14 protein-coding genes are annotated in these 17,615 nt (G+C 61.9%); 13 read left to right on the forward strand and 1 reads right to left on the reverse strand.

What is annotated here, in order from left to right; genetic code table 11:
* The first annotated feature begins 2 nt into the window (after positions 1–2).
* The 6 genes from RX395_RS04885 to RX395_RS04910 all read left to right on the forward strand — a co-directional run bounded on the left by RX395_RS04885 (position 3) and on the right by RX395_RS04910 (position 6,211).
* The gene (locus RX395_RS04885; RefSeq protein WP_316365893.1) at positions 3–668 is read left to right on the forward strand and encodes a DUF4956 domain-containing protein; all 666 of its coding nucleotides are present in this window, start codon (positions 3–5) and stop codon (positions 666–668) included.
* A 251-nt stretch (positions 669–919) separates the two neighbouring features.
* Entirely contained in the window at positions 920–1,891 is a 972-nt protein-coding gene (locus tag RX395_RS04890) for a LacI family DNA-binding transcriptional regulator (protein ID WP_316365952.1), read from the forward strand.
* 183 nt (positions 1,892–2,074) lie between these two features.
* Positions 2,075–3,076, forward strand: a complete 1,002-nt coding sequence (locus tag RX395_RS04895; RefSeq protein WP_316365895.1) for a PTS transporter subunit EIIC — start codon at positions 2,075–2,077, stop codon at positions 3,074–3,076.
* The gene (locus RX395_RS04900; RefSeq protein ID WP_316365897.1) at positions 3,073–3,474 is read left to right on the forward strand and encodes a PTS transporter subunit EIIC; all 402 of its coding nucleotides are present in this window, start codon (positions 3,073–3,075) and stop codon (positions 3,472–3,474) included. The genes RX395_RS04895 and RX395_RS04900 overlap by 4 nt, the downstream gene beginning before the upstream one ends.
* Positions 3,475–3,580: 106 nt before the next feature.
* The gene (locus tag RX395_RS04905) at positions 3,581–5,122 is read left to right on the forward strand and encodes a glycoside hydrolase family 32 protein (protein ID WP_316365898.1); all 1,542 of its coding nucleotides are present in this window, start codon (positions 3,581–3,583) and stop codon (positions 5,120–5,122) included.
* A gap of 96 nt (positions 5,123–5,218) precedes the next feature.
* Positions 5,219–6,211: a PLP-dependent transferase gene (locus tag RX395_RS04910; protein ID WP_316365901.1), complete on the forward strand. Its 993-nt coding sequence runs from the start codon at positions 5,219–5,221 to the stop codon at positions 6,209–6,211.
* 133 nt (positions 6,212–6,344) lie between these two features.
* Here the strand turns inward: RX395_RS04910 and RX395_RS04915 are convergent, their stop codons facing one another.
* Positions 6,345–6,689 carry a winged helix-turn-helix domain-containing protein gene (locus tag RX395_RS04915; RefSeq protein ID WP_316365903.1) on the reverse strand — a complete coding sequence of 115 codons (345 nt, stop codon included), beginning with the start codon at positions 6,687–6,689 and terminating at the stop codon, positions 6,345–6,347.
* Between the two features lie 193 nt (positions 6,690–6,882).
* Between RX395_RS04915 and RX395_RS04920 the strand changes: the two genes are divergently transcribed.
* The 7 genes from RX395_RS04920 to RX395_RS04950 all read left to right on the forward strand — a co-directional run bounded on the left by RX395_RS04920 (position 6,883) and on the right by RX395_RS04950 (position 17,610).
* Positions 6,883–8,394 (forward strand): IMP dehydrogenase, encoded by a 1,512-nt coding sequence (locus RX395_RS04920; RefSeq protein ID WP_006234046.1) that lies wholly within the window; start codon positions 6,883–6,885, stop codon positions 8,392–8,394.
* A 373-nt stretch (positions 8,395–8,767) separates the two neighbouring features.
* The gene (gene leuS / locus RX395_RS04925) at positions 8,768–11,344 is read left to right on the forward strand and encodes a leucine--tRNA ligase (RefSeq protein WP_316365905.1); all 2,577 of its coding nucleotides are present in this window, start codon (positions 8,768–8,770) and stop codon (positions 11,342–11,344) included.
* Between the two features lie 258 nt (positions 11,345–11,602).
* Positions 11,603–12,097, forward strand: coding sequence for a ribosome maturation factor RimP (locus RX395_RS04930; RefSeq protein ID WP_316365906.1), 495 nt, complete (start codon positions 11,603–11,605; stop codon positions 12,095–12,097).
* Between the two features lies 1 nt (position 12,098).
* On the forward strand, positions 12,099–13,346 hold the full coding sequence (nusA, locus tag RX395_RS04935; protein WP_006234042.1) for a transcription termination factor NusA: 1,248 nt from the start codon (positions 12,099–12,101) through the stop codon (positions 13,344–13,346).
* Between the two features lie 91 nt (positions 13,347–13,437).
* Positions 13,438–16,152 (forward strand): translation initiation factor IF-2, encoded by a 2,715-nt coding sequence (gene infB / locus RX395_RS04940; protein ID WP_316365910.1) that lies wholly within the window; start codon positions 13,438–13,440, stop codon positions 16,150–16,152.
* An 11-nt stretch (positions 16,153–16,163) separates the two neighbouring features.
* Positions 16,164–16,574: a 30S ribosome-binding factor RbfA gene (gene rbfA, locus RX395_RS04945; RefSeq protein WP_117769586.1), complete on the forward strand. Its 411-nt coding sequence runs from the start codon at positions 16,164–16,166 to the stop codon at positions 16,572–16,574.
* Complete coding sequence (locus RX395_RS04950; protein WP_316365912.1) at positions 16,567–17,610, forward strand: DHH family phosphoesterase; 1,044 nt, start codon at positions 16,567–16,569, stop codon at positions 17,608–17,610. Before rbfA ends, RX395_RS04950 begins: the two co-directional genes overlap by 8 nt.
* Positions 17,611–17,615 lie beyond the last annotated feature (5 nt).

Consider the following 17,615-nt stretch of genomic DNA (forward strand, 5'->3'; position numbering starts at 1 on the left):
CCATGAGCACCAGGGACTTTTTTAAGAACTCCGTCTTGGAGGCGTTTGGCCAGGTCGACCCTGCCAAGATTGGCCTTTCGCTGCTCGTGGCGCTCGCCATGGGCATCCTGATCTATTACGTGTACAAGCGCTTTTTTACCGGCGTGGTGTATTCGCGCAGCTTTGCCGTTACGCTTGTAGGCATGTGCGTGCTTACCTGTATGGTCACGCTCGCGATCTCGACCAACGTGGTCATCTCGCTCGGTATGGTCGGTGCTCTGTCCATCGTCCGCTACCGTACGGCGGTCAAGGACCCGCTCGACCTGCTGTATCTGTTTTGGTCCATTACCACGGGCATTACGGCCGGCGCCGGCATGTATGCGCTCGTGGCGCTCACGGCGGTGGTGATCGTGGTGATGATCGCCGGCTTTGCGAGCCACCAGGACAAGGCGCGCGTGTACATGATGGTCATCCACTACACGGGTCAGACCACCAGCGACGATATCGTGCGCGCGTTTGGGCGTACCAAGTTCACCGTCAAGTCCAAGACCATGCGTGGCGACAAGGTGGAAATGGTCGTCGAGATGTTCTCGGACGGTGTTGACATGCCCTATGCAGACGCCATTCGCGCGCTCGACGGCGTTGAAGATCTGACGTTGATCCAATATAACGGCGAATATCACGGCTAGAACCCTAGCGAGCAGATTGCATAAAGAGGGCCGTTCCTGGTCGAGCATGCGTCAGCGAGCGGGCGGCTACCGTGGCGAGGTGCCGCGAAAGAGGAGCGACGCGTACTTCATGTACGCGAGCGACGGTTTGAGCGGCAGATCGCCCGGTAGTTGCCCGCGCAGCGTCGAGCAGTCCGGCGTTCGTTAGAACGCCGGAACGAACAGGTATTATGGTGAAAGCGATTTCAATGACAGGGGTACTCGTGGTAAAGATGAAAGATGTGGCCGAGCTGGCCGGCGTTTCGAGCGCCGCCGTCTCGCGCTACCTCAACGGTGGATATATCTCGGCGGACAAGGCCGAGCGCATTAAGCAGGCAATCGAGCTGACCGGATACGTGCGATCTAGCCAGGCTCGCGCGCTGCGCACCGGCTCCACCAAGCTCATCGGCGTTATCGTGCCTAAGATCAACTCGGAATCTGTGAGCCGCATTACCGCCGGTATTGGCCAGGTGCTCGCTCGTCGTGGCTACCAGATGCTGCTTGCCAATACCGACAACGCGGCCGATCGCGAGCTCGAATACCTTGATTTATTCCAAAACCATCCGGTTGACGGCATTGTGCTGGTGGCAACCATGATCACCGACGAGCACCGTCGCGCGATTGACTCGTGCCGTGTGCCCATTGTGCTGATCGGTCAACATGTCGAGGGCGCGGCGTGCGTGTATCACGACGATTACGAGGCCGCTTTTGAGCTGGGCCATGCGCTTGCGGGTCGCGTGGACGGCAAGATCGCTTACATTGGGGTTACCGAGGAGGACCGCGCGGCCGGTTATGACCGCCGACGCGGTTTTGAGGCCGGCTTGCGCGCCGCGGGTAACCCGCTCGATGCCGCCTTGATTCGCCTGGGCTCGTTTACGCTCGACTCGGGCTATGGTGCGGCGCGTGAGCTGCTTTCTGTCGCTCCCGATGTTTCGTTTATCGCCTGCGCGACCGACACTATGGCGGCCGGCGCGCTTCGTGCCATCGATGAGGTTCGCGGCATGGGCGAGGGCATACACCGCGTGAGTGGTTTTGGCGACAACGCGTTTTTGCGCGCGCTGACGGGCGGCATTCCCACCGTGCATTATGGCTACCTGACCAGTGGCGTCGAGGCGACCAATATGTTGCTCAACACGCTCGATGGCGTGGAGGGGGAGAGCGGTCTAAAGACGCTCAAACTCGGCCATCAGCTTATGAATGTCTAGATTTTGGGCACGTCTGCCTGCCTCTGAGCCCTTATATTTGTCTCAAAACTACCATTCGCCGGCTATTTCCTACCGTTCACCCTAATATGAAAACGATTACAGACATATGAAACTGAAAACGATTACAGTGTAAATGTCAAAGATGGCCGGGTGCACATGCGCCCGTTGGAGGAAAGGGAAGTCATGGACTACCGCAAATCAGCGCAAGAGGTGCTCGACAACATCGGTGGCGCCGGCAACGTTGTTTCGGCCGCGCACTGCGCCACGCGTCTGCGCCTGGTGATTGCCGATAACGCCAAGGTCGACAAGGAAGCCCTCGAGAATATCGACGGCGCCAAGGGCGTCTTTGAGGCCCAGGGTCAGCTGCAGATTATTTTTGGCACCGGCACCGTCAACAAGGTCTACGAAGAGTTCATCGCGCTCAGCGGCGTCGAGGCTGCCACCAAGGCCGAGGTCAAGGAGGCCGCGGCACAGCAGCAGAACATCTTTATGCGTGCCATTAAGGTGCTCGGCGACGTCTTTGTCCCCATCATCCCCGCCATCGTGGCTTCGGGTCTGCTGCTGGGCATTATGAGCGCCCTCAACTTTATGGCCTCCAACGGCTTTATCGCGCTCGACACCAATAACTTTATCTACAAGATAGCCGACCTGGTCTCGGGCACGTCCTTTGGCATTCTGCAGATTCTGATCGGTTACTCCGCCGCTAAGGCCTTTGGCGCCAACCCGTATCTGGGCGCTGTCGTCGGCGGTGCGTTCATCAACTCCTCGCTGCAGAGCGCCTACACGGTTGCCTCCGAGGGCGTGCAGACCATGGTCACCGTCATCCCTGGTCTGTACAGCTTTGAGTGGGTTGGCTATCAGGGCCATGTGATCCCCATCGTTATCGCCTGCGCCATTCTGGCCTTCCTCGAGAAGTGCCTGCACAAGATCGTTCCCGAGATGTTCGACCTCTTTGTGACTCCGCTCGTCTCGGTGTTCGTGACCGTGCTCGTGACGCTCGTTGCCGTCGGCCCCATCTTCGTGTGGGCCGAGAACGCCATCCTCGGTCTGATCCAGACCCTGCTGACCTTGCCCTTCGGCATTGGCTCCTTTATCGTCGGCCTGTTCTATGCTCCCACGGTCGTTACCGGTATCCACCAGATGTACACCGCCATCGACCTGGGTCAGCTTGCCCAGACGGTGTGACCTATTGGCTGCCCATCGCCAGTGCCGCCAACATCGCCCAGGGTGGCGCCGCGCTCGCCGTTGCCTTTAAGACCCGCGATGCCAAGATCAAGGGCCTGGCGCTTCCTTCGGCCCTGTCCGCCTTCATGGGTATTACTGAGCCTGCCATCTTTGGTGTGAACCTGCGCTTCTTTAAGCCCTTCATCGCCGGCTGCATCGGCGGCGGTTGCGGTGCCCTGGTCTGCGCACTCACCTCGCTTGCTGCTTCCGGCACGGGCGTTACCGGTATCTTCGGTATCCTGCTGTGCCTGGCACAGCCCGTGCAGTACGCGATCATGTTTGCGGTCGCCGCGGTCGTGTCCTTTGCCATCTCGTTTGTCCTGTACAAGGACGAGCCCAAGGCTTCCGAGCAGGCCTAGGAGCTTTTGATTGAGGGGTGCCCGCGGGTTGTATGCTCGCGGGCGTTTCCCGTATCTGTTGCCGATCTCTGGCGCCTTGTTACTTTCGATCCGTTAGGACTTTGATATGTCTAATGCACTTGGTCGCGACCTTGCAAAGCTGGTTGCCGCTGTTGACGCTGCCGCCTCTGAGTGCGGTCATGGCGCGTATGGCCAGCGCTTCCATATTATGCCGCCGGCGGGTTGGCTCAATGACCCCAACGGTCTCTGCCAGGTGGGTGGCGTGTTTCACGCGTACTTCCAGTATGCCCCGTTTGATGTGAACGGCGGCGTAAAGATGTGGGGCCATGCCACAAGCCGCGACCTTATGAACTGGGAATATGTTGGCGCGCCGCTGCTTCCCGACGAGCCGTTCGACTGCCATGGCGTGTATTCGGGCTCCGCGCTTGCCGAGGACGGCCGCATTCGCGTGTTGTACACGGGCAACGTTAAGCTTTCCGATGCGGACGGCACGTACGACTACGTCAATACTGGCCGCCGCGCCGATACCGTCTATGTGGAGAGCGTTGATGGCCTTGCCGGTCGGGAGTTCAGCCAAAAGCGCGTGGTGCTGGCGTCCGAGGATTATCCCGACGATCTGACCTGCCACGTGCGCGATCCCAAGGTGTGGCGTGACGCGGACGGGCGTTATCACTTGGTGCTGGGCGCGCGTCGTCTCGTGGACGGGCCGCATGTCGATAGCCGCTTTTGTGAGATGCACGGCGAGGGTGCCGGGCGCGATGTGGGCGAGATCTTGGTGTATGGCTCGGCCGATTTGCTGAGCTGGGAGCTCGAAAGCCGCGTTTCCACGCCCGAGCGCTTTGGCTTTATGTGGGAGTGCCCGGGATACCTTGAGCTTGAGTCGGATGGCGGTGTACCGGCGAAGTTCCTGTCCTTCTCTCCCCAGGGGCTCGAGGGCGGTCGTTGGGACCGCGGTAACGTGTATGCAGCGGTCTACATGCCTGTAACGGGCGACATTACGGGTGGCAATGACGCTTATGAGCTGGGCGAGTTCCGCCTGTGGGACGCCGGTTTTGACTTCTATGCTCCGCAGGAGTTCACGGCCGAGGACGGTCGCCACATTCTGATCGGCTGGATGGGCATGCCCGATGAGCCGACCTATGGCAACGCGCCCACCATGGCGTGCGGCTGGCAGCACTGTATGACGGTGCCGCGTGAGCTTACAGCCGGTGCTGGCGGCGTGGTGCTGCAACAGCCGGCGCGCGAGATTGAGCACCATTATGCCTCGGTGCGTGTGGGGGCGGGCTCGTTGGAGGTCGCCGGCGACGCCTGCTTTGACGTTGTTGTCGACGGTGTCGACGGCGCATTCACCGCGACCGTTGACGGCGAGCTGAAGCTGGCGTTTGTGCCCGCCGAGGGCGAACTGCCCTCGCGCTTTGAGATGCGATTTACCGATGAGGGTCGCGCTTCTGCCGGCTGCGGTCGTACCGTGCGCTGGGAGCCCGTCGACGAGGTTCGTAACGTGCGCATTGTTGGCGATGTCTCGTCGGTCGAGGTGTTTGTGAATGATGGCGCGCTCGTGTTTTCGACGCGCATCTATCCTGAGGCCTATGGCGTGACCGTTGACGCTCCGGGTGTGAGCGTGAACTATCACGCGCTCAATATTTAGGCGATTCGTCGCATATCGGCGCTATACTGCAGCCGTTGTCCACGATGCGGGAAACATCCGCATCGTGGGTTTTTGCTTATGAAGGGACGGTGCCGCGTGGACGTGCAACAGCTAGAAGAGGCTTGGGCTGCAAGGGCCGGCGCGCGTGAGGCGCGTCTTGTTGCGGCCCTGCATGTGCCGGCGGCGCTGTCTCTGTTGGGGGTTGTACGTCCCGGCGATCTCCTGGTTGCGTTTGCCGATGACTTTGCCGATGCGTTTGCGCACGGCTTTGATGGTTGCGATGTCGCGCTGGTGGGCTCGCCGTCCGCCGAGGCGTTTGCCGCTGCGTCCGAGGGCTTTGATGCTTCGTTTGATGTCGAGGGTCCGCACTTGTGGTGGTTCGTCAACTCCATCGGCGGGTTTGGTCTGCGTGTGCCCGATCTGCGCGCTCTGGGCCGCGCTGCTCGTGAGGCCCATGCGCTGTTTGTGGTGGATAACACGGTAGCGTCGGCTTTTGGCTGCGATCCGCTGCGTTTGGGTGCCGTGCTGTCGCTCGAGGCGCTCGACCGCGTGTGCGCCGGCAAGGCTCCGCGCAAGTTGGTTGCCGTATCGGTCGCGCGCTCGCAGCTCAAGCGCCATCGCGTGGATGCCGCGGCTGAGTGCGCGCATGCCCTGCTTGAGGGCTGTGGCTTGGCCAAGCTTGATATGCCTGCTGACGAGGCCGGTGTACTGGAGCGTGGGCTGGACTCGCTCGATGTCCGCATGCAGGCGCATTTCGATCGCGCCCGTGCGCTAGCCGAGTATCTGGCCGCCAACGAGATGGTGCGCAGCGTGCGCTATCCCGGACTGAGCTCGCATCCTGATCATGCGGTTGCAACGGGAATCCTCGAGCACGGCTTTGGCCCGGCAGTTGAATTTGATCTTATCGAGCTTAGCGCAGGGGGGCTGTTCGATGCTTTGTCGGGGGAGTTCCACACATCGCCCGCCGGCGGCGCAGCGACGCGCCTTTCGGCCCCACGCGGCAAGCAGGGGAGCACCATCCGCCTCTTCGCCGGCGCCGACGACCCCTTGATCGTGGCCGCCACCCTAGATAATGCCCTCCGCAACTAGCTAAATCATCCTCGACTTCATAAGTTGCGGTGAAATAGGGATTGATTTACGGCTTTAACCGCATAAACAGTCCCTATTTCACTGCAACTTATGAGAAGGGGTTGTGTGGCTATAAGGCCCCGTCCCAAATGGGCTACTCTTTGATGCTGGCGATGAGGGCGTTTGCTTTGGTGGCAATGACGTTGTTGATGTCGGCCTGCAGCTCTTCGTAGACCGCTATGGCTCGTTCGCCGGCGGGGGTGAGGGTGGATCCGCGGGCGCCGTCGCGCTCTATGAGCTTGCAGCCCAGCTGGCCTTCGGCCTCGTTTACAATGCGCCAGGCCTTGGAATACGCCATGCCCATGCTCTTGGCGGCGCGGTTGAGCGAGTGCTCGCGGGCGATGCCCTGCAGCAGCAAGACACAGCCGTGTCCAAACACGCCCGGCAGATCTTTGTCGAACGCTTGAATGACCAACTTTGCCGTCGTCTTGTACTCCATGTGCTCCACGTCTTCCCGCTAAAGTGTTTGCTGGGCAAACGCAAAGCCTGCGTCAAACCCTCGTGTGCTCTTCTTAAATCATGCATTGTAGCAGTCAAAGTGCGTTAAGATACTTCCCCAGTATTGGGCGCCCAAGGTTGGGCTGGGTCCTACGAGGCCTGCAGCCGACCGGTCGCATGGAAAAAGGAGAAACATGGCTACGTTCTTTCCCGGTGAGTCCCACACGTTTTCGGAGTATCTGCTGGTCCCTGGTTACTCGTCCTCGCAGTGCATCCCCAACAACGTCTCTCTTAAGACGCCGCTAACCCGCTTTAAGCGCGGTGAGAAGCCGGCAATCACCCTGAACATCCCCATGGTTTCCGCCATCATGCAGTCCGTCTCGGGCGTCGACATGGGTGTCGCGCTCGCTACCGAGGGCGGCCTGTCCTTCATTTACGGTTCCCAGAGCGCCGAGTCTGAGGCCGCCATGGTCAAGGCCGTCAAGGATCACAAGGCAGGTTTCGTTCAGTCCGATTCCACGCTGACCCCCGACATGACCATGGAGCAGGTCATCGAGCTCAAGGAGAAGACCGGTCACTCCACCATGCCGGTCACCGACGACGGCACCCCCAAGGGCAAGCTCCTGGGCATCGTCACCAGCCGTGACTATCGTCCCAGTCGCGATGACCACCAGACGAAGGTCTCCGAGTTCATGACCCCGCGTGAGCAGCTTATCGTGGGCGACAAGAACATCAGCCTTAAGGTTGCCAACGACGTCATCTGGGACAACAAGCTCAACGCCCTGCCCATCGTCGACGATAACGATCACCTCATGGGCATTGTCTTCCGCAAGGATTACGACAGCCACAAGACCAATCCTAACGAGCTGCTCGATAACGACAAGCGCTACATGGTCGGCGCCGGTATCAACACCCGCGACTATGCCGAGCGTGTGCCGCTGCTCATCGAGGCCGGTGCCGATGTCTTGTGCATCGACTCTTCCGAGGGCTTCAGCGAGTGGCAGAAGCGCACCATCGAGTGGATTCGCGCCAACTACGGCGAGGACGTCAAGGTCGGTGCCGGTAACGTCGTCGACGCCGAGGGCTTCCGCTTCCTGGCCGACTGCGGTGCCGACTTCATCAAGGTCGGTATCGGCGGCGGTTCCATCTGCATCACCCGCGAGACCAAGGGTATCGGCCGTGGCCAGGCCACCGCGCTGATCGATGTCTGTCGCGCCCGTGACGAGTACTACGAGGAGACCGGCGTCTATGTGCCCGTGTGCTCCGACGGCGGTATCGTCTATGACTACCACATGACACTCGCCCTTGCCATGGGTGCCGATTTTATGATGCTGGGCCGCTACTTCGCCCGCTTCGACGAGAGCCCGACCGAGCGCGTCAACGTCAACGGCCAGTACATGAAGGAATACTGGGGCGAGGGTTCCGCGCGTGCCCGCAACTGGCAGCGCTACGATCTGGGTGGCGCCGCAAAGCTCAGCTTCGTCGAGGGCGTCGACTCCTACGTTCCCTACGCCGGCTCCCTCAAGGACGGCGTGGGCGGTACGCTTTACAAGGTCAAGTCCACGATGTGCAACTGCGGCGCCCTCTCGATCCCCGAGCTCCAGGAAAAGGCACGCCTGACCCTGGTAAGCTCCACCTCAATCGTCGAAGGCGGCGCCCACGACGTAGTCGTCAAGGATTCCCAGCAGAGCGTCAGCTACCGCTAAGCGGCTTTCCCAAGCACCGCACCTTGCCGTTCAAACCGTCGCTCGCGTACCAAAGTACGCGTCGCTCCTCTTTCACGGCAATCTGCGGCACTTGGAAAACCCGACCATGCTTGGGCTGGTAACAATTAGCGGTTGATTCACAACCACGTTATTAAGATAAAGCGAGATGCCTGCAAGTCGCAGGCATCTCGCTTGTTGTATTTGCTATCATCATGCGAGTTAACGATGTGGCGGGGCGTTCTTACCTTTGCTCGCTGCAAGTTCCGCACGAGCCGAAGAGCACTTAATGTGCTCTTCGTGCGAGCAGGACTGTCCGCAGCAGCGAGTAAAGGTAAGAACGCCTCGCCCCAACCCAGCTAACAAAGGAGCTGATATGTGCGATTGCACAGATCATAAGGACGAGATCCCTGTCTACGACGCGCAGGCCATTGAGTCCAGGTGGATGAAGGCCTGGGAGGACTCCAACCTCTTTGCCGTCGACACCGACGACAGCAAGCCCAAGAAGTACGTGCTCGAGATGTTCCCGTATCCGTCGGGCGACCTGCATATGGGCCACGCGCGCAACTATACCATCGGCGATGCCATGGCCCGTCAGGCCCGCATGCGCGGTTACGACGTGCTGCACCCCATCGGCTTTGACGCCTTTGGCCTGCCTGCCGAGAACGCCGCCATCAAGCACAATACGCAGGCTGCTGCCTGGACGTATAAGAACATGGACCAGGCGCTCGCCACGATGAAGCGCATGGGCTTCTCCTACGATCTGGATCGCATGGTCAAGACCTGCAGCCCCGACTACTACCGCTGGGGTCAGTGGATCTTTGAGAAGCTGTGGGAAAAGGGCCTGGTCTACCGCAAGAAGAACCCGGTCAACTGGTGTCCTAACTGCAAGACCGTTCTGGCCAACGAGCAGGTCACCGAGGGTAAGTGCTGGCGCTGCGGCACCGAGCCCGAGAAGCGCGACCTGGAGCAGTGGTACTTCAAGATCACCGAGTACTCCCAGGAGCTGCTCGACGACCTGGAGAAGCTCCCCGGCTGGCCCGAGCGCGTCAAGCAGATGCAGGCCAACTGGATCGGTCGCTCCGAGGGCGCCGAGGTCGACTTTACCCTGTGCGACCAGGATGGCGAGCCCATCGAGGGCGATGAGGGCAAGATCACCGTCTTCACCACGCGTGCCGATACCCTTTTTGGCGTCTCCTTCTTTGTCCTGGCTCCCGAGTACGCCGGCCTGCACGAGCTCGTCGAGGGCACGGAGTACGAGGAGGCCGTCACCAAGATCGTCGAGGACTCCAAGCATATCTCTGCCGTCGAGCGTGCCCAGGGCACCCTCGAGAAGCACGGTGCCTTCACGGGCCGCTATGTGGTAAACCCCGTCAACGGCGAGAAGGTCCCCGTGTGGGTTGCCGATTATGTCGTTGCCGACTACGGTACCGGTGCCGTCATGGCCGTTCCCTGTGGCGACCAGCGCGACTTTGAGTTTGCCCGTAAGTACGACCTGCCGATCGTGCCGATCATCCTGGACGATGACGATCGTGCTGCCGTCGAGGCCAGCGGCGAGACCATCGATACCTTCCATGCCGAGACCGTCGACTGGGATTGCGCCCACGCTGCCGAGGGCACGCTCGTCCAGTCCGGCAAGTACACCGGCATGCGCGGCGGTAAGCACTCCGAGGGCGAGGCTGCGATCGTGGCCGACCTCGAGGCCATGGGCTGCGGTCGTCGCAAGGTCGAGTTCCGCCTGCGCGACTGGCTCATCAGCCGCCAGCGCTATTGGGGCAACCCCATCCCGGCTATCCACTGCGAGCACTGCGGCATCGTGCCCGTGCCCGAGGATCAGCTGCCGGTGACGCTGCCCGAGAACCTGGACCTGGGCGCAGGCGAGACCCTCGCCGAGTGCAAGGAGTTCTACGAGACCACCTGCCCGGTCTGCGGCTGCCCGGCCAAGCGCGAGACCGATACCATGGACACCTTTACCTGCTCCAGCTGGTATTTCCTGCGCTATACCGATCCGCATAACACGGAGCTGCCCTTCTCCCGCGAGGCCGCCGACCGTTGGATGCCCGTCGATAACTACATCGGCGGCATCGAGCACGCCATTCTGCACCTGCTCTACAGCCGTTTCTTTACCAAGGCACTGCGCGACTTGGGCCTGCTGAGCGTGGACGAGCCCTTCACCAACCTACTGTGCCAAGGCATGGTTAAGGACGAGAACGGTGACACCATGTCCAAGTCCAAGGGCAATGTCGTGCCCCCGAGCTCGGTCATCGAGCCCTACGGCGCCGACACCATGCGTTTGGCGATCCTGTTTATCGCCCCGCCCGAGAAGGACTTCGACTGGGATCCCAAGGCCGTCGAGGGCGCCAACCGCTTTATCAAGCGCGCCTGGCGTATCGTTTGGCAGCTCGTCCAGTCCGGCGATGCCAACGTGGCCTTCGACAAGTCCGCGCTCGACGAGGTTGCGATGAAGCTCTATCGCGAGCGTCACCGCACCATCGCCAAGTGCACCGAGGACTTCGATCGCGGCCAGTTCAACACCGCGATCTCGGCTGTCATGGAGCTCGTCAACGCGGCGAGCGCTTACCTCAATGCCACTGAGGGTACCGCCCGCGACAAGGCGCTGTGCTATGGCGTGGCTAAGGACATCGTGAGCGTCCTTGCTCCCATCTGCCCGTTCTGGGCCGACGAACTGTGGCACGAGGCGCTCGGCTGCGAGGGCAACGCCTACACCGCCGCCTGGCCCGAGTTCGACCTGGCCGAGTCCGTTGAGGACACGGTGCAGATCGTCGTCCAGGTGCTCGGTAAGGTCCGCGGCCGCGTCGACGTTGCCCGCGATGCCTCCAACGAGGAGATGCAGGCTGCCGCCGAGGCCGCTGTCGCCAAGTGGCTCGAGGGCAAGACGGTCGTCAAGGCCATCTGCGTGCCCGGCAAGCTGGTCAACCTGGTGGTCAAGTAAGCGCTGCGCGCATAGCTGACATGCAATAAACGAGGGGCGGTCCGTTTGGGCCGTCCCTCGTTTTGCATGTACCTGCCTAGGTGTCTTCGGTCAATTGTCCTATTCTTGTGGAGAAGCTGTGCGAACGCTGACCTGCAGATTCGTACTGTGCTTGCACGTTTCCGCAGCTATTGGTATAGTTTACTTGCAAATGAAGTTGTAATTGAAAGAAGTGGGGTTTCGGCCCCGCTTCTTTTTTGTATGGATGGAGGTGCCGCAATGGTCAAGACCAAGACCGAGCAGGCGATCATCAACGCGCTCGAGGCCGTCGCTCCCCAGCACGATGTCGACATCGTCGACGTCGAGCTCGTGGGTGCCACCAAGGCCCCCTGCGTGCGCGTGCGTATCGAGGGTGCCGAGGGTCAGAGCCTGTCGCTCAACGACGTCACGGCCAACACCAAGTGGGTCGGCGATGTGATTGAGGAGCTCGACCCCATCTCTTCGAGCTATACGCTCGAGGTGTCGAGCCCTGGCATGGCGCGCCCGCTACGCCGCCCGTGCGACTTTGCCCGCTTTGTGGGCGAGAACTGTGAGCTCACCTCCACCGTCACCGAGGGCCGTCGCAAGTACGCCGGCAAGATTGCCTCCGCCACCGAGACGAACGTGACCCTCGAGCTCGAGGACGGCGAGTCCGTCACCCTCGATTTCTCTGATGTTAAAAAGTGCAAGTTGAAGCCCACCTACGACTTCAAGCCCGCGAAGGAAGGAAAGTAAGATGGCAGCATCCGACATGATGTCCGCCCTGATGGAGCTTTGCCAGGAGAAGCACATCGACCAGCTCTACCTGATCGACCGCCTGGAGCAGTCGCTCGCCAAGAGCTATGCCGAGATCCTGCATCTTGAGTGGGGCGCCAAGGTGACCATCGACCGCACCACCGGCAAGATCTACGTCTACCGTCTGGAGCCGATCGACGATTCCATGGACGAGGAAGGCAACTTCACCGAGTTCGAGGAGATCGACGTCACCCCCAAGAACACGAGCCGCATCGCCGCCCAGCACGCCAAGGCCGAGATCAACGCCATCGTGCGCAACTCCGCCCGCGAGCAGATCTACGAGGAGTTCTCCGGCCGCATCGGTGACCTCATCAGCGGTACCGTGCTGCAGTCCACGCCCGACTTCACGATCGTCAAGATTCGCGAGGGCGTCGAGGCCGAGCTGCCGCACTTCGACCAGCGCCGTTACGAGAACGAGCGCAACGAGCGTCCGATGGGCGAGCGCTACCTGCACAACCAGCACATCAAGGCCGTGATTATCGACGTTCGCGACCCCAACTCCAACCTGCAGCCGGTTCGTGGCGAGCACAGCCGTCCGCCGATTGTCATCTCCCGTACCCACCCCGAGCTCATGCGTCGTCTATTTGAGCAGGAGGTGCCCGAGATCTATGAGGGCACCGTCCAGATCAAGTCGATCGCCCGCGAGCCCGGTCAGCGCTCCAAGGTCGCCGTCCACTCGCTCGACGACCGTCTGGATCCCGTGGGCGCCTGCGTCGGCCCCAAGGGCAGCCGTGTTCGCGCTGTCGTGGGCGAGCTCCGCGGCGAGCGCGTCGACGTCATCCTGTGGGATGCCGATCCTGCCGTCTACGTTGCTAACGCCCTGTCGCCCGCCAAGGTCACCCGCGTCCTCATCGACGAGGAGAAGGCCTACGCCGGTGTTATCGTGCCCGACGACCAGCTGTCCCTCGCCATCGGCAAGGAGGGCCAGAACGCCCGCCTCGCCGCGCGCCTGACCGGCTGGCACATCGACATCAAGTCCGAGACGCTTGCCGCCGACATCCTCAAGAACGTTCCCGTTCACGAGGAGCCCGCCGCCGACCTGATCGGTGACGAGGAGGACGAGGACGTCCGCCGCTGCGAGTACGTGTCCGAGGACGGCATCCAGTGCCGCAACCAGGCTCGTCCCGGCTCCCGTTTCTGCGGTGTCCACGACACCGACGCCTTCGATGATGCGGAGGACCTGATCTAGCGCGCGGTCGCGCCGGGCGGGTCCCGGCGCGTCTCCCACGCTCGTTCAGTCTCTAGGCACCCAAGGTGCCAGAAAGGGTAGGTGAAGTCATATGGCAAAAGTCCGTGTGTCCACCCTGGCCAAAGAGTTCGGCATGACCTCCAAGGAACTGATGGGTCATCTCGCCGATATGAAGATTCCCGCTAAGTCCGCTTCCTCCACCTTGGAGGACGCCTATGTCGCCATGGTCCGCAAGCAGCTCGCCTCGGTAATCGAGGCCCGCGCTCAGGAAGTCGAGGCCGCCAAGCAGGCCGAGGAGCAGGCAGCTGCCGCCGAGGAGGCCGCTCGCGCCGCCGAGGCCGAGCGCGAGCGCATCGCCGCCGAGAAGGCCCGCGAGGAGGAGCGTCGCCAGTTTGCCGCAGCCCAGGCTGCTGAGGAGGCTGCCCGCGCCGAGGCCGAGGCCAGGAAGAAGGCCGAGCAGGAGCGCCTTGCCCGTGAGAAGGAGGAGGCTGCCCGCGAGGCCCAGCGCCGCGCCGTTCCCGCTTCCGACTCCGGTTCGCGCTTCCGTTCGCTGCTCGACCAGATCGCCGCACAGGAGACCGTGCTCAAGGAGAAGAAGGACGCCGAGGACAAGGCCAAGGCCGAGCGCGCTGCCGAGCGCGGTAACCGTCGTGGCGGCAACAACGACCGCCGCGGTGGCCGTCGTAACGATCGCAACGCCTCTGACAACAACTCCGAGCGCAACGCCTCCGAGAGCCGTCCGCACAGCCATCGCACCAACGCCAGCAACAACGTTGCTGCCGGCATGGACTTCCCCAACCCCGATAAGCAGGGCAAGGGCAAGAAGCGCAAGGGCGGTCACAACAACGAAGAGGACCACTACAGCCGCATGGCTCGCGAGGCCGAGGAGTACAGCCGCGAGAAGGTGCTCGAGGAGGCTCGTGCTGCCGTCGAGGAGGCCTCTCGCGAGTCCACCGGTCGCCGCAAGAAGCGCAAGGAGAAGCGCGAGCGCGAGGCTGCCAAGGCTCAGGAGGAGCGCAAGATAGAGGAGGCGCTGGCCCAGGGCGTGAACCCCGAGGACCTCGACGCCATCAAGGTCTCCCAGGGCGTTACCGTCCAGGAGCTCGCCGAGGCGCTCGACGTTCCGGCCAACGACATCATCAAGCGCCTGTTCCTGCTGGGTACGCCGCTCACCATGACGCAGTCCATGTCCGACGACCTCGTCGAGCTCGTTGCCGACGACCTGGGCCGCCAGATCAAGATCATCACCCCCGAGGAGGAGAACACCTTCTCGTTCTACGACGATCCCGCCGACCTTAAGCCGCGTGCCCCGGTCGTCACCGTCATGGGCCACGTCGACCACGGCAAGACGTCGCTGCTCGACGCCATCCGTCACACCGGCGTTGCTGCCGGCGAGGCGGGCGGCATTACGCAGGCCATCGGCGCTTCGCAGGTCATGATCAACGACCGCAAGATCACCTTTATCGATACCCCGGGTCACGCCACCTTTACGGCTATGCGTGCCCGTGGTGCCAAGGTGACCGACATCGTCATCCTGATCGTCGCCGCCGACGACGGCGTCATGCCCCAGACGGTCGAGTCGATCAATCACGCCAAGGCCGCCGGCGTACCCATCGTCGTTGCCGTCAACAAGATCGATAAGCCGGGTGCCAACCCCGATCGCGTGCGTCAGGAGCTCACCGAGTACGGCGTCATCCCCGAGGAGTGGGGCGGACAGAATATGTTCGTCAACATCTCGGCCAAGCAGAAGATCGGTATCGACGACCTTCTGGAGACCGTGCTGCTCCAGGCCGACGTGCTCGAGCTCAAGGCCAATCCGGACACCTTTGCCTCCGGCAACGTCCTCGAGGCCAAGCTCGACAAGGGCCGCGGCTCGGTTGCTACTGTGCTCGTGACCCGCGGTACCCTGCACGTGGGCGATACGCTGGTCGCCGGCCTTACCTACGGCCGCGTCCGCGCCATGCTCGACCCCAAGGGCCGCGCCGTCACCGAGGCCGGTCCCTCCGACGCCGTCGAGATTTTGGGCCTGCAGTCCGTGCCCAACGCCGGTGACGAGTTCCGCGTGTTCGAGGACGAGCGCGAGGCACGTGCGCTGGCCGACGAGCGTTCGCTGAAGGCCCGTATCGAGGAGCAGAGCCGCGTCAAGCACGTCACGCTCGAGAACCTCTTCGAGACCATTGCCGACGCCGAGGTCAAGGAGCTCAACCTGATCATCAAGGCCGACGTCCAGGGTTCCATCGAGGCCCTTCAGGACTCGCTCGACAAGATGGATCAGTCCGAGGTTCGCATCAACACGATCCACTCCGCCGTTGGCGCCATCAACGAGACCGACGTCGTCCTGGCCGACGCCTCCAACGCCATCATCATCGGCTTTGGCGTCCGTCCCGACGGTAAGGCCCGCTCCGCCGCCGAGCGCGAGGGCGTCGAGATCCGTTGCTACGACGTCATTTACAAGTGCCTCGAGGAGCTCGACGCCGCCCGTATCGGCATGCTCAAGCCCAACGAGGTCGAGGTCGCCACGGGTACCGCGACCGTCCTGGACACCTTCAAGGTGCCCAAAGTCGGTATCGCCGCCGGTGTCCGCGTCGAGGAGGGCGAGATCGCCGCGACCGATTCCGTGCGCCTGGTGCGCGACGGCATCGTGGTCTTCAACGGCAAGATCGCCTCGATGCGCCACTACAAGGACGAGGCCAAGAGCCTCAAGAGCGGTTCCGAGGGCGGCATTGGTCTGGAGAACTTCCAGGACATCAAGCCCGGCGACCAGATCGAGGGTTACCGCATCGACCAGGTTGCCCGTACCGAGTAGGGGGTAGCTCTATGAAGCAAACGCAGGCAACCCGCCGTCTGGGCGAGCAGCTTCGCGAGAAGCTCGGTTATATCCTGCTCTTTGAGGTTTCCGATCCGCGTCTCGACCTGGTTACTTTGACTGCGGTCGAGGTCGCGGTGGACCGTTCGTTCGCGCGCGTGTACGTGTCGTGCGATGCGAGCCGCTACGACGAGGTCATGGAGGCGCTCGCAAGCGCCAAGGGCCGTATTCGCAGCCTGTTGGCTCGCTCGCTCGATTGGCGTGTCACGCCCGAGCTCGATTTTCGCATCGATCGCTCGACCGATGAGGCCGAGCGCATCACACGTGCGCTGGAAAACGTTCCCGCCACGCTTGCGATCGAAAAGGACGAGGACGGCTATCCGATAGCGGATGTCGCCCAGGAGGCAGCTTTAGATGACTAATTCCGCCGAGCTCGCTTCGTGCGAGTCTGCAGATATTCATCGACGCATCCTCGAGCTCATCGAGGGTGCGTCCTCCATTGCGATTTCGGGACATACTTCTCCCGATGGCGATGCCTTGGGCTCCGTATTGGGTCTGGGCCTTTCGCTCATGAAGTTTTTCCCCAACAAGGACATTGCCCTGCTGCTGGCAGACGATGACCCGGTTCCGCGCATCTACCGCTTTATGGAGGGTGCCGATCGTCTGGTACCGGCATCTACGTACACCGGCAATCCGGACCTGTTCATCTCGGTGGACGTGCCGGTCGTCGAGCGCCTGAATAACTCCGCCGAGGTGCTTCGCCGCTCAACGCATGTGGTGTGCTTCGATCACCATCCGGCGCGCGAGGAGTTTGCCGAGCTCAGCCTGAGGCGCGTTGAAGCTGCAGCCTGCGCTATGATCATCGACCGCTTCTTGGACAATTGCGGCATTGTCGCACGTGATGGCGTTGCGACCTGCCTGCTGTGTGGCTTGGTTACCGATACCGGCCGTTTCCAGTACCAGAATGCCGATGCTGCCGCCTTCCATGCGGCCTCGCGTCTTGTTGCCCACGGTGCCGATCCGGCGCGTGTGGCTCTCGAGGTATATCAGAGCATGCGCGTTGAGTTTTTGCACCTCAAGTCCATCGTTATGGGCCGCATTAAGACGGTCGCGCATGGGCGCGTGGCGTATAGCTATGCCTACCAGAGCGACCTTGAGGCCTGCGGCGTCACCTCGGACGAGTGCGACGGCCTGGTCGATGTGGTGCGTTCGGTGATGGGCGTCGAGGTCTGCATGTTCTTAAAGGGCATTGAGGGCGATACCAAGGTGCGTGGCAACCTGCGCTCCAAGGGCGACCTCGATGTGTCCGAGCTTGCTGCCAACTTTGGCGGTGGCGGGCATCATGCCGCCGCCGGTTTCTCCAACAACGGAACGATTCTCGAGACGCTCACCGTGGCACTTCCCATGCTGGCCGAGCTGGTAGGGGAGGATCCCGCTTCGGTGACCGTCGAGCTTTAACTTTT

The sequence above is a fragment of the Collinsella aerofaciens genome, from assembly GCF_032584215.1.
Classification (GTDB): Bacteria; Actinomycetota; Coriobacteriia; order Coriobacteriales; family Coriobacteriaceae; genus Collinsella.

Coding starts and splice junctions, on each gene's coding strand:
- RX395_RS04885 (WP_316365893.1), top strand. CDS start 3: ATGAGCACCAGGGACTTTTTTAAGAACTCCGTCTTGGAGGCGTTTGGC.
- RX395_RS04890 (WP_316365952.1), top strand. CDS start 920: ATGAAAGATGTGGCCGAGCTGGCCGGCGTTTCGAGCGCCGCCGTCTCG.
- RX395_RS04895 (WP_316365895.1), top strand. CDS start 2,075: ATGGACTACCGCAAATCAGCGCAAGAGGTGCTCGACAACATCGGTGGC.
- RX395_RS04905 (WP_316365898.1), top strand. CDS start 3,581: ATGTCTAATGCACTTGGTCGCGACCTTGCAAAGCTGGTTGCCGCTGTT.
- RX395_RS04915 (WP_316365903.1), bottom strand. CDS start 6,689: ATGGAGTACAAGACGACGGCAAAGTTGGTCATTCAAGCGTTCGACAAA.
- RX395_RS04920 (WP_006234046.1), top strand. CDS start 6,883: ATGGCTACGTTCTTTCCCGGTGAGTCCCACACGTTTTCGGAGTATCTG.
- leuS (WP_316365905.1), top strand. CDS start 8,768: ATGTGCGATTGCACAGATCATAAGGACGAGATCCCTGTCTACGACGCG.
- RX395_RS04930 (WP_316365906.1), top strand. CDS start 11,603: ATGGTCAAGACCAAGACCGAGCAGGCGATCATCAACGCGCTCGAGGCC.
- nusA (WP_006234042.1), top strand. CDS start 12,099: ATGGCAGCATCCGACATGATGTCCGCCCTGATGGAGCTTTGCCAGGAG.
- infB (WP_316365910.1), top strand. CDS start 13,438: ATGGCAAAAGTCCGTGTGTCCACCCTGGCCAAAGAGTTCGGCATGACC.
- rbfA (WP_117769586.1), top strand. CDS start 16,164: ATGAAGCAAACGCAGGCAACCCGCCGTCTGGGCGAGCAGCTTCGCGAG.
- RX395_RS04950 (WP_316365912.1), top strand. CDS start 16,567: ATGACTAATTCCGCCGAGCTCGCTTCGTGCGAGTCTGCAGATATTCAT.